We start from the raw sequence: 12,100 nt of genomic DNA, 5'->3' as shown, positions 1-12,100 counted from the left end.
GCAACCGGGTCCCGCTTGTAGCGTCGCCCTGACTGTGACCCGTCCGAGGAGGTGAGACCCATGACCGTTGGTACGCCGTGGGTGCTCCCCGTCCCGTCACGGCCGGGCGACTGACGCAGGTGTCGCCGGGAGCGCCCCAGACTCCCGAAAGGCACCACCAGTGTTTGACGTGATCATTGCCGGCTGCGGCCCGACCGGCGCGATGCTGGCCGCCGAGCTGCGCCTGCACGACGTACGGGTGCTCGTCCTCGAGAAACAAGCCGAGCCCGCGCCGGAAGTCCGCATCGTCGGGCTGCACATCCGCAGCCTAGAACTGATGGCCATGCGGGGCCTGCTGGACCGCCTGCTCGCCCACGGCCGGCAGCGCCCGTCCGGCGGGCTCTTCGCCGCCATCCCCGCCCCCGCGCCCGCGGGCCTCGACACCTCACTCCCGTACATCCTGGGCATCCCGCAGCCGGTGATCGTCCGGCTCCTCACCGAACACGCCCTTGCTCTCGGCGCCGAGGTCAGGCGCGGCTGCGCGGTGACCGGCCTCGACCAGGACGACGACGGGGTGACCGCCTCCCTGAGCGACGGTGAGGTGCTGCGCACGCGCTACCTCGTCGGCTGCGACGGCGGACGCAGCTCGGTGCGCAAGCTGCTCGGCGTCGGCTTCCCCGGCGAGCCCGCGCGCCAGCAATGGATCATGGGCGAGGTCGAGCTGGACGGGCCGCCGGCCCCCACGGCCGACCCACGCTTCCACTACCGGCCCGCCGGCGCCGGGGCCTACCAGGTCGTGGTGCCCGCGGCGGGGCTCAGCGACCGGCCGCCCACCCTCGACGACCTGCGGCAGGAGCTGCGCACGGTCGCCGGGAGCGACCTCGGCGTGCGCTCGCCGCGCTGGCTGTCCCGTTTCGGCGACGCCACCAGACTGGCCGTCCGCTACCGGGTGGGGCGCGTCCTGCTGGCCGGCGACTCCGCGCACATCCACCCGCCGCTGGGCGGGCAAGGTCTCAACCTGGGCGTGCAGGACGCGGTCAACCTGGGCTGGAAACTGGCCGGAGAGGTCCGCGGCTGGGCGCCCGCCGGGCTGCTCGACACGTACGAGACCGAACGGCGCCCGGCCGCCGCGGACGTGCTCGACAACACCCGTGCCCAGATGGAGCTGCAGGCCCCCACGCCGGGCGCGCGGGCCGTCCGCCGGCTGCTCACCGAGCTGATGGACATCGACGAGGTCAACCGTCGTCTGATCGGCAAGCTCGCCGCGATCGACCTGCGCTACGACTTCGGCCCGGCGCCCGACCCGGTCGGCCGCCGCCAGCGCGACGTGGACCTCGCTCAGGGCACCCTCTACGACCGCCTGCACGCCGGTCGTGGCCTGTTGCTTGACCCCACGGGCGGCCTGACCGCGGGCGCCTGGTCGGACCGGGTCGGCCACCTGATCGACCCGGCCGTGCCCTCGGTGCTGCTGCGCCCGGACGGTCACGTGGCCTGGGCCGGTGACGACCAGGCGGAACTGGACCGGCAGCTGACGCGCTGGTTCGGCTGATCTTTCCGACGTCTCGGTGGCAGTAGGTGCCACTCCCTGGCACCTACTGCTGCGAGTCTCGTTCCAGCGCACCGGGGAACCCCGGACGCCCGAACGACGAGGAGCCCCACCATGGCGATCACCACCAACACCCACCTGAACTTCCGCGGCGACGCCCGGGCGGCCCTGGAGTTCTACCAGTCCGTGTTCGGCGGTCACCTGACGGTCGTCGCCTACCGCGACTTCGGGATGCCCGAGGACCTGCCCGACGCCGGGAACGTCGTCTTCGGCCAGGTCACCGCCGACAACGGCTTCACCATCCTGGCCTACGACATCCCCGGCCACGCCGTGGCCACCGCCCCGCTGACCCCCACCACCCGCGAGAACGGCCTCACCCTGACCGGCGAGCGGTTCTTCGTAGCCGTCGGCGGCGACACGGCCGACGAGGTAGGCGCCCTGTGGGACAAACTTGCCGCGGGCGCCGAGATCGTCGAGAAGTTCGGCCCGTCCCCGTTCAGCCCCGGCTTCGGCATGCTCACCGACCGCTTCGGCGTCACCTGGATCCTCCAGGTCAACACCACCCCCGCGGCCTGACTCAGCGGGTCATGCGGTCGACGGCGTCGCAGAGTTTGGCGGCTACGTCGGGGCCGGTCAGGGCCGGGTCGAGGGTGAAGCGCTCGGGCAGGGCATCGAGGGCGGAGCGGATGACGAGGGCCACCGTGCGCGGGTCGAAATCGCCGAAGTCGCCGGTGGCCTGGCCGTCGCGGAGCAGGTTCTCGACGAAGGTGATCAGTTGTTCGTTGTCGGCCGCGGTGTAACGCAAGGTGCCGTCGGGGCGGCGCAGGTTGCGGAAGATCTCGGCCACGGCGGTCAGGGCGTGCGCGTTGCCGGCGGCGAACAGCACCGCGATGCGCACGTAGGCGAGCAGGCGCGCGCGGGGGCCGGAGGCCGCGTCGAGGGCGGCCACGACGTCGGGGACCTGGCTCGCGTAGACCGACTCGACGACCGCCTCGAGCAGCGCCTGCTTGGAGCCGAAGTGGTAGACCACCACGCTCTTGGAGATCTGGGCCCGCTCGGCCACCGCGGCCAGCGACGTGCCGGCGAAGCCTGTTTCGTGCAGTGAGTCGAGCGCGCACTGCACGAACTGGCGCCGCCGGGCCTGCTCGATGAAGGAGGACCGCACGGTCGAAATTTAGCACGAGCGGTCGAAATCATGACCGTGAGCAGGGAAACTAACCCTCAAGTGGAGCTTCAGGGTGCGACGCAGACCCGGTCGCGGCCGGTCTGCTTGGCTTCGTAGAGCGCCCGGTCGGCCCGGCTCAGCAGGTGCCGCAGATCCGGGTCGGCGCCCTCGCCGCAGGCCAGCCCGACGCTGATCGTCACCGGCAGCGGGCCCGCGGCGGTCGGCACCGGCTCACCCGTCACCGCCCGGTGCAGCCGCGCCGCCACCTCGGTCGCGGCCGCCCGGTCCTGCGGCGTCACCACGGCGAACTCCTCGCCGCCGTAACGGCCCAGCACGCCGCCGGGGCCGAGGGCCTGCCGCAGCCGGGCCGCCACCACGCGGATCACCTCGTCGCCGACCGGATGCCCGTACGTGTCGTTGATCTTCTTGAAGTGATCGATGTCGACCATCACCGCGGCGACCGGGGTGCGCTGCGTCCGGGCCCGGCGCAGCTCCTCCTCGGCCTCGCCGAAGAAGTGGTTGCGGTTGTAGAGACCGGTCAGGCCGTCGACCGTGGCCAGCCGCCGCACCTGGCTGAACAGCCGGGCGTTCTCGTACGCGGTCATGCCCTGCCCGGCGATGGCCGCCGCGATCTGGGCCTGCGCCTCGCTGATGGGCTCGTGGCGGGCCGACCCGACCAGCAGGATGCCGAACGACTCCCCCCGCACAGCCACCGGGATCGCCCACCAGCTGCGCGGCGCCCCCAGCAGCGCGTCGACCGACTCCGCGCCGCTGCCCGCCGTACGGGTGCGCGGCCCGGTCAGGCCGAGCAGGTCGGCCGGCACCGTGAACCGCCGGCCCACCGCCGCCCCGTCGCCGTGCGAGGCCGCCACCACCAGCCCGTCGCCTTCGGTGCGGGTCAGCAGCACAGCCGAGCTGCCCCCGACCGTACGGACCAGGCTGCTCAGCAGGCGGCGCATCACCTCGTCGGGGTCGAGCGAGGAGCTCTGGTCGGCCATGGCCGCGCGCAGCGTCTCGGCCACGTCGCGCTGCCGGCTGGCCGTCTGCACCGCCACCTCGAGCTGGGCCGCGCGGGCGGTCTCGAGCGACACCGCGATGTGGTTGGCGATGGCTTTCAGGATCGCCACGTCGTCGCCGGTGAACACGCCCTTGGCGACCCGGCTGTCCAGGTAGACCACGCCGCGCAGCTGCCCGTCGAACGTGAGCGGCGCGATCAGGATGCTCCGGAGCCCGTGCGCCTGCATGCTGTGCGAGCCGAGCGCCACCCCCTCCTCGGACCCGGTCACGACCAGCGGCTCCCCGGTCTCCCGGACGCGGTCGACCAGCGTGGCGCTGTAACCGGTGAGCTGCCGGATGTCGTGGCTGGCGCCGTCCCGGCCGACGTGCGGCACGAGCTGGTTGAGGTCACGGTCGAGCAGGAACAGGAAGGCCCGTTCGGCCCCGAGGAACCGCAGGGTCTCGTCGAGCGCCACCCGGGCCAGTTCGCGCGGGTCGAGCAGGCTGGCCGAAGCCTGGCTGACCTGCTGCAGCGCCTCCAGCCGACGGCGGTAGAGGGCGGCCGCCCCGCCCTGGGCGGCGTGCCGGCCGCCGGTGGTGACCAGCGGCGCGGGGCTGGGCGGCTCGGGCCGCACCTCGCCGAATTCCTGCTCGGCCCAGCGCACCCGCTGCGGCCACCGCTGGTCCACGGCGATCGTGCGGGCCGCGGCGGCCTGCAGTGCCGCCGGGCCGGGCTGGCCGAGTGCCTGCAGCGCGCGGGCGTGCACGCGGGCCGCCTCGTACGCGATCAGCGGCGCGTCCATCGGCAGCAGGTCGAGCTCGACCCCGGCCAGGGTGCGCACCGCCTCCGCGGGCCGCCCGTCCAGCACCTCGAAGTCGGCCCGGGCGACCCGGTGGAACGCGCGCAGCGGCTTGCTGGTGGCCTTCTCGCCGAGCCGGTCGATGGCCTCCTGCGCCGCGGAGCGCATCTCGGGGCCACCCCCGGCGCGGCGGCAGCGGGTCAGCCGGCCCAGCGCCTCGAAGATGTAGATCACCCGCTGCTGGGGGACGATCGCGCCGGGTTTGATGCCGAGCCCGGCGAACTCGGCGGCCAGCCGGTCGAACTGCTCGCCCAGCTGGTCGCTCTCGACCAGCGCGATCATCCGGGCTCCGTACAGGTTGATCAGCTGCATCGGGTTGTCCGGGTTGGCCCGCAGGAACCGGCGCAGCGCCTCGATGTGCGCGGCGGCCTCGTCGAGCCGTCCCCGCTGGGCGGCGATGGCGGCCTCGACGGCCCGGATCGCGGCCCCCTCGGCCTCGGCGCCGGGACCGATGCGGGCCTTGGCCCGCCGCAGCCAGGCCTCGGCGTCGGCGGTGCGCCCGCGCTGGAAGTACTGCATGCACACGCCGCCGACCGCGGTCAGGTAGTCGCCGAGGTCGAGCCAGCGTTCGTGCTCGATCAGGGCCCGGCCCCAGACCTGCGAGTCGTCGTCGCGCCCGCCCAGGTGGCTGCCCGCCCCGCGTTTCCATTCGACGTAGCCGACCAGTTCGGGGTCGCCGATCTCGGCGGCCACGGCGGCCGAGCGGTCGTAGAGCCGGTTGGCCAGCGCGGGCCGGCCCGCCACGTCGGCGATGACGCCGAGGCCGGCCATGTGCTGGGCGTACTCGCGGCCCGGGCCGAGCCGGTTGATCGGGTAGAGCGCGCGCAGGCTCATCATGGCCCGCATCAGCCGGCGCATCCGCATCGACAGGGCGAACGTGCCCAGGTCGTACAGGATGGCCTGAAGCCGGTAGCGCTCGCGGGCGCGGTCGCGGGCGCTGCCGAACCCGAGGCGGGTGCGGCCGACGAACAGACCGAGCAGCACCGACACCAGCGTGGTGGCGATCAGCGCGAACTTCCCGCGGGGCAGCGGCCGGCCCAGTTCGGACAGACCGCGGCGGACGGCGTCGAAGGCCCGGTCCGGATTCCACGAGGCGTTGTGCACCTGGGCCACCAGCGCCCGGATCTCGGCCCGGCGCAGCTTGTCCGGCTCGTCGCGCAGCGCGTGGTCGAGGTGGCGCAGCGCCTCGGCGAACCGGCCGGACCGGGCGCAGCTGGTGCCGAGCGCGACGTAGAAGCCCGGCAGCGGGGTCAGGCCCGCGTTCTCGGCGGCCTGCTGCGCGGTCTCCAGGAACGTGCGGGCCTCGGCCGGGGCGTGCTCGGCCAGGGCCAGCCGGCCCGCGTTGAACCCGCTCAGATGCACCCGGTCGGGGCGGCGGTGCGGCTCGCCCAGCGCGTAGTGCCGGGCGGTCAGGTAGACGTAGCGCGGGTCGTCGAAGGTGGACGCATCGAGCATCTCGGCGATCCGCTGGTGCAGCCGGCGGGTGGCCGTGTCGTCCAGGCCGATCAGCAGCGCCTCGCGGATGCGGTCGTGCAGGAACCGGTATCCGCCCGTGCCGGCCGCGGTGACCAGCCGCCGCGACTCGGCCTCGGCCAGCAGCGTGCCCGCGTGCCGCGGGTCGATGCCGCAGACCGCCGCCACCAGCTCGGTCGGGAACCAGCGCCCGGCCGTCGCCCCGGCCATCAGCAGCGCCCGGCTCTCCTCGCCGAGGCCGTCGATGCGCTGCAGCACCAGGTCGACGGCGTCGCCGGACAGTTCGAGCCGGTCGAGCCCGGCCAGGTCGAGCGTCCACCCGCCCCACGAGGGGGTGACCAGCCCGGCGTCGAAGACCGCGCGCACGTACTCACCGACGATGAACGGGTTGCCGCCGGCCCGTTCGGCCAGCTCGGCGGCCTGGTCCCGGGGCAGCCGTACGCCGCCCAGATGCTCGTCGACCAGCTGCGCCACGGCGTCGGCGTCGAGCGGGCGCAGCGGCAGCCGCAGGTCGAGCGTGGCGTCCATGTCGGCGCCGAACCGGTCGAGCGCGGCCGCGCTGTCCGGGTCGTCCCGGCTGGTCGCGATGACCAGCAGCGGAGTGCCGGTGAGCCGGTTGGTGACCTGCTGCAGCACCCGCCGGGTGGGGCCGTCGAGCCACTGCACGTCGTCGATGTGCAGCACCGCGCCCTGGAACTCGTCGGCCAGCCCGACCAGGAACGCCGCGACCGCGTTGACGAACTGCTCCTGCCGGTTGAGTTCACCGATCTCGGGGGCCTGCATGAGGTCGGCCAGCAGCGGCGACAGGGTGCGCAGCAGGGGACCGCCGCGCCCCGCGGCCCGGTGCAACCGGCTCACGGCCTGGTCCCGTTCGCGGCCGGGCAGGCGTTCCACCGTACGGAGGTAACGCTCCACCGCGCCGCGCAGAGGAGCCAGCGGCACCGGGTCGTCGGGCACACACTTGCCGTACAGCACGAGGTCGCCGTCCGAGGCCACGGCGTTGGTCAGCTCGCGCACCAGCCGGGTCTTGCCCGCGCCGGCCGGGCCCTCCACCACCGCCGCTCCGCCCGCGCCGTCGCGCGCCCGCAGCCAGCGGTTGGCCAGCGCGATCACCTCCTGATCGCGGCCCACGAGCAGGGTGGGGCCGAGCGGCCGTACGCCCTGGCGGTCGGTGCCCGGCTCGAACCGCTCACCCGGCCGCTCGGTCAGCCGCCGCAAGTCGGTCAGCAGGCCCTCGCCGCTCTGATAGCGGTCGTCGGGGTCCTTGGCCATGAGCGTGGCCAGGATCGCGGCCAGGCCGGCGGAGACACCGGGGCGCAGCTCGCGCGCGTCGGGCACGGGCGCCGTGGCGTGCAGCCGGATCAGCTCGCCGACGTCGTCGGAGTAGTACGGCACCTGGCCGGTGACGCACTCGTGGAGCAGCACCCCCAGCGCGTACAGGTCGCTGCGGCCGTCGACCGGGCGCTTGAGCATGCCGGTCTGCTCGGGCGCGCTGTACGCCAGCGTGCCCGCCACCCCGTCCTCGTACGTGCCGTAGCGCCCGGCCAGGCCGAAGTCGATCAGGCGGGCCCGGCCGGTGCGCTCCACGATCACGTTGTCCGGCTTGACGTCGCGGTGCACCAGGCCCGCCCGGTGCGCGGCGGCCAGCGGGCCGACCAGGTCGACGGCCAGCCGCACCACGTCGTCCTCGTCGAGCGGGCCGCGCCGCAGCACCTGGGTCAGCGGGGCGCCGTCGATGTATTCGAGCACCAGGTAGGCGCCCGCGTCGGACCGGCCCACCTCGAAGATCCGCGGCAGCAGCGGATGCCCGACACAGCCGAGCAGCGCGGCCTCACGCCGGATGGCGTTGAGCGCGCGCCCCGAGTCGGCCGCCGCCAGCACCTTGAGCGCATAGTCCTCGCCGCGCCGCCGGACACGGTAGACCACCGTCTCGGCACCCCGGCCGAGCTGCGCGACCACTTCGAGATCGGCGATTGATCCCGGTGTGGCCCCAAAGATGGCGGTCAACGTTTCCTTCCCTGTCGGAGGGCTCACCGGACGGTACGCCCCGGTCCTGGTGGGATACCACCTCCGAGCGGAAATCGATCGCTTGTACGGGCACTCCGCTTATCGGCCGGTGGTCGCTGTTCGCGCCCCACCGCAAGGTGCCGCGCCTGCCGATTTCCGACTCACCGTGCAGCTCATGAGCGTGCGACGTGGCCGGCCATGCGTCCTCGTCGATGGTTCGTAGCCGCCACGCTCGTGCCGGCCGGGGCCGCGGTGCCCGCCACTCCGGCTGCCGCCGCGGTCACCCCGCTCGCCCAGGTCACCTTTCAGCCCGCCGCCTCCGCGGTGCCGACCGGCTGGACCGCCGACACCGGGGCTGCCTTCGACACCGGGCGCGGATCCGGCGCGGCCCGAACGAGCCGCTCGACCCGACCCGCAACACCCGCGACCGGGCCCGGTCCGGCGTGGACGCCCGGCTCAACACGGTGATCCACCTGCAGTACGGCGACGTCGGCGGGACGAGCGGCGTGGCCACCGAGGGCGCGTGGGAGTACGCGGTGGCCGACGGGACGTGCCGGGTGACGGAGTCGGCAGGCGACCAGCCCGCGTACGACAGCCGGCACACCGTACGGGTGGAAGGGGTGACCGCCGTCAACGGGTTCGTCTTCACCGCGGCGGCCGAGTTCCGGTCGGCCACCATGACCGTGCCGGCCGCCTGACCGTCGACGCGCTGGGCGGCACCAACACGAAACTGAACTCCGTCGAGATCAGCCGCGTCACCGCAGACTTCCCGCCGCTGAAGGTCGACTTCTCCGACGCCGCGAGCACGCCCGCGACCGGAGACGTCCGCGCCTCGGGCGGCGCCTTCACCACGGCCCGCGGCTACGGCTGGGTCGACCTGGGCGAGGGCCCGCCGGTCGGCCTCACCGGCAACGGCCGCGCCCGCAACCCCGCCGCCGGGCAGGCCGGCACGCGGCCGGCCCCCTTCATGCACGCGCAACTGCCCGCGGGCTCGGCCGGGGTGGCCACACCGGGCGCGCGGGAGGCCGCCGTGCCGTCCGGCCTCTACGCGGTGACGGTGGCTGTGGGGGACATCGTCGAGGACCTGCCGAGCAGTTCTGTGGTCTCAGGTCCTTGGTCCTGTTTCCTGACGACCGGCCCGGTGAGTTGATTCGTCAAGGTTGGTGGGGCGAATTCGTCGTTCCCAGGCCGGTCCAAGTCCAGCGGGGCAGGGCCAGGTTGGCGGGGACGTCGTCGGCTGTGGTGTGGTAGCGGTTCATTGAGGTGTTTGTGGACCAGGTGAAATAGTCGAGCAGGACCTGGCGTACGGGGCCGGTCAGGCCGGCGTCGGTCAGGGCCTGGGTGAAGCAGGTTATGGCTCGCCGGTTCATCTCTTCGTGGGGGCCGTTGCCGCTGTGCATGCGGACTACCTCGGACTCGTTCAGACCCGAGGGCGGGCCGCCGAGGGCTTCCGCCCAGTAGGCGGCCAGCCGGGCCGTGTGCTGGGGATGGTGGCCGTGGCTGAAGGCGTGGCTCACTACCGGGTCGGCCAGGACGCGGGTGTGCCAGGCCGCAGCCAGCCGGGTCAGGCCTTCGAGCCGGCCCGCTGCCTCGTAGACGCTCGTCATGGACGGTGAGAATGCCATCGGGCCGTGGTGCTGGCTTGGACGAAAGCGAAGTCGGGGTCGCGGCCCAGGCCGTAGATGGTGGGCACCTCGACCTGGCCGTTGGTGCTGGTGATGGGGGTGGTGGTGACGTCGCGGGCGTAGTACTTGTCGGAGCCGGAGACGTCCGAGGGCAGGGTGAAGCCGGGGAGGGCGCTCAGGGCCACGTTGGCGGCGCGGCCGATGCCGAATTCGTGCATGCCGCCGCACCAGACCGGCAGGCCGTGGTCCAGGGCGATGTTGTGGGCCCGCACGGCGGGGGTCAGCCCGGCCATCCGCGACACCTTGATGTTGAGGATGCGGCCGGCGCCCAGGCGCAGGGCCGTGATCAGGTCGTCGACCTCCTCGATCGACTCGTCCAGGCAGACGGGCGTGTCGAGCTGCGCCTGCAGGTCGGCCAGGTCGGTGAGGGCTCGGGGGGCGTACGGCTGCTCGATCATCAGCAGGCCGAGGGTGTCCAGTTCCTTCAGGGTGGCCACGTCCGAGGTCCCGTACGCACCGTTGGCGTCCACATGCAGCGGGACGTCGGGGAAAGCGGACCGCACCGCCCGTACGGGCTCGATGTCCCACCCCGGTGCGATCTTGAGTTTGACCCGGCGGTAGCCCTCGGCGACGCGCGGGGCGACCTGGGCCAGCAGGTCGTCGATGGTGGGTTCGAGGCCGAGGGAGACGCCCGCCTCGACGGTGCTGCGGGTGCCGCCGAGCGCGGAGGCGAGCGGGACGCCGTGCGCGGCGGACCACACCGACCAGGCGGCCATGTCGAAACCGGCCCGGGCGAAATGGTTGCCGCGCACCTTGGCCAGGGCGGCGGCCAGCGTGGCGGGATGGTCCCAGGTGGTGCGCAGCACGATGGGGGCCAGGTGGTCGCGGGCCACCGCCCAGCAGCTGTCGACGGTTTCGGCCGAATAGAACGGGCCGCTCGGCGAGGCGATCTCACCCCAGCCCACGGTGCCGTCGGTGGCGGTCAGTGCGACCAGGATGTGTTCCAGGAAACGCTTGGCGTGCGAGCTCGTGGTGAATTCGTGCAGCAGCGGGAGCCGTACGCGGAACATTTCGATGCCTTGGATGCGGGTCATGCCGGCTCCACGTAGAGGTCGAGTTCGGCGGCCAGGGCGTCCCGTTCGTGCAGGCGGCGGCCGGCCCCTTTGGAACTGGCGATGGTCAGCGTGGCCAGCAGGTGCAGAGCCAGCACGACCGAGGTCGGTGAGCTCGCGTACGAGGCCGTGTCCGCCCCGATGACGACGCGGGTGGACGCCTCGGCCGTGAGCGGCGCGTCCTCGGCGTCGGTGATCAGCACGAGTTCGCCGCCGTGGGCCACGTACGACTCCGCCACCGCCACCGTGTCCCGGCGGTAACGCGCCATCAGGATCGCCACCAGCAGGTCGCCTTGCCGGATGTCGCCGAGCACGTCCAGCGGCCGCAGGTTCGCCCCGTCGACCAGATGCACCCCGGACAGGCCCGCGCTGAGGTCGGCGTTGAGCATCGACGCGTAGCCGAGTGATTTGCCGTTGCCGAGCAGGTAGCGCCGCCGGGCCGACACGATGCGGGCCGCGGCCTGCTCGATGGCGTCGTGTTCGGCGGCCCAGGCCAGGGCCTTGCCGAACGCTTCCCGCTGCTGGTCGAGCACCCGTTGTTTGAGCACCCGGGCCGAACGCCGCTGCACGTTGCGGTCGAACCGCTCGGCGGGGCTGGTGGTCACTTCGCTGCCCTCTCGAACCGGTAGACGGCCTGATCACCGCTGGTCTCGACGGCGACCAGAACGCCGCCGTCCTGAAAGCGTGCCATGAGTGCGCCCCGGAGCCGGGCCCGTTCGGCGAGCGTGGGCGCGGCACGACGATGGTCGGCCCGGGCCGTCACGACGTCCGGGGAGCCGGAGATCCCGGCGCGTGGGGGCTGCGGTGGCGGCACGGGAGGGGCGCCGGTCGAGGGGCGGGACGGAAGCGAGCGAGGATCGGTCAGGTCCCACGAGACGAGCAGGCGATCCGAGGCGCCGTCGTCGTAGTAGTCGGGCAGGAACCGAACGGCGGTGGCGCCGAGCACCGACAGGTTGAAGTGCGCGTTGCGTAACGCGTACGGGTCGAAGGTCCACCGCATCGTGCGGGCCCCCGTGGCGCGGGCCGCCGCGGCCTGGGCGACCTTGAGCTTGCGCCCGACGCCCTGCCCCTGCGAGCGGGGCGCCACCGCCGCGGCCTGCGAGTAGTGGTAGATCTCGCCGCCGTCGACCGCCGTGAAGCCGTAGCAGAAGCCGACCAGCGCGGACCCGTCGAAGGCGCCGATCACCGAGCCCGAGTTCTCCTGCAGGGCGGCCAGCAGGCGCGGGCTGATCCCGAACTCGGGTTGGGTGTATCCGAAGACGGCACGGTAGAGCGCCGACGCCAGCGACCACTCGCCGAGCCCGGCCAGGTCGCGCACCTCGAGCCCCATGGCCACC

The 12,100-nt window shown here is 73.3% G+C and carries 9 protein-coding genes; 3 read left to right on the top strand and 6 right to left on the bottom strand.

The annotated features are described in order from the left end of the window. The first annotated feature begins 160 nt into the window (after positions 1-160). Complete coding sequence (locus BKA14_RS10980; protein WP_203721857.1) at positions 161-1,528, top strand: FAD-dependent monooxygenase; 1,368 nt, start codon at positions 161-163, stop codon at positions 1,526-1,528. A gap of 111 nt (positions 1,529-1,639) precedes the next feature. Beyond that, positions 1,640-2,101: a VOC family protein gene (locus tag BKA14_RS10975; protein ID WP_184950828.1), complete on the top strand. Its 462-nt coding sequence runs from the start codon at positions 1,640-1,642 to the stop codon at positions 2,099-2,101. Between the two features lies 1 nt (position 2,102). Here BKA14_RS10975 and BKA14_RS10970 read toward each other — a convergent pair whose 3' ends face one another. After that, positions 2,103-2,690 carry a TetR/AcrR family transcriptional regulator gene (locus tag BKA14_RS10970; protein ID WP_184950827.1) on the bottom strand — a complete coding sequence of 196 codons (588 nt, stop codon included), beginning with the start codon at positions 2,688-2,690 and terminating at the stop codon, positions 2,103-2,105. Positions 2,691-2,758: 68 nt separating this feature from the next. Then, positions 2,759-8,026, bottom strand: coding sequence for a diguanylate cyclase (locus BKA14_RS10965; protein WP_184950826.1), 5,268 nt, complete (start codon positions 8,024-8,026; stop codon positions 2,759-2,761). Between the two features lie 550 nt (positions 8,027-8,576). On the opposite strand from BKA14_RS10965, the gene BKA14_RS43780 reads away from it, so the two are divergent. Beyond that, positions 8,577-9,176 carry a hypothetical protein gene (locus BKA14_RS43780; protein WP_260416491.1) on the top strand — a complete coding sequence of 200 codons (600 nt, stop codon included), beginning with the start codon at positions 8,577-8,579 and terminating at the stop codon, positions 9,174-9,176. Between the two features lie 4 nt (positions 9,177-9,180). Here BKA14_RS43780 and BKA14_RS10955 read toward each other — a convergent pair whose 3' ends face one another. The 4 genes from BKA14_RS10955 to BKA14_RS10940 are packed head-to-tail and all read right to left on the bottom strand — an operon-like array spanning position 9,181 to position 12,093. Beyond that, the gene (locus tag BKA14_RS10955) at positions 9,181-9,633 is read right to left on the bottom strand and encodes a globin domain-containing protein (RefSeq protein WP_184950825.1); all 453 of its coding nucleotides are present in this window, start codon (positions 9,631-9,633) and stop codon (positions 9,181-9,183) included. Continuing rightward, a complete protein-coding gene (gene menC / locus BKA14_RS10950; RefSeq protein WP_184950824.1) occupies positions 9,630-10,745 on the bottom strand; it encodes an o-succinylbenzoate synthase in 1,116 nt (371 codons plus the stop codon). The genes BKA14_RS10955 and menC overlap by 4 nt, the downstream gene beginning before the upstream one ends. Continuing rightward, a complete protein-coding gene (locus BKA14_RS10945; protein ID WP_184950823.1) occupies positions 10,742-11,368 on the bottom strand; it encodes a MurR/RpiR family transcriptional regulator in 627 nt (208 codons plus the stop codon). The genes menC and BKA14_RS10945 overlap by 4 nt, the downstream gene beginning before the upstream one ends. Further along, entirely contained in the window at positions 11,365-12,093 is a 729-nt protein-coding gene (locus tag BKA14_RS10940) for a GNAT family N-acetyltransferase (protein ID WP_184950822.1), read from the bottom strand. Before BKA14_RS10940 ends, BKA14_RS10945 begins: the two co-directional genes overlap by 4 nt. Positions 12,094-12,100 lie beyond the last annotated feature (7 nt).

Origin of the sequence: Paractinoplanes abujensis, assembly GCF_014204895.1 — a bacterium.
GTDB lineage: Bacteria > Actinomycetota > Actinomycetes > Mycobacteriales > Micromonosporaceae > Actinoplanes > Actinoplanes abujensis.
Note: the sequence above shows the minus strand (reverse complement) of the source record. Positions and strands in the feature narration are given on the sequence as shown.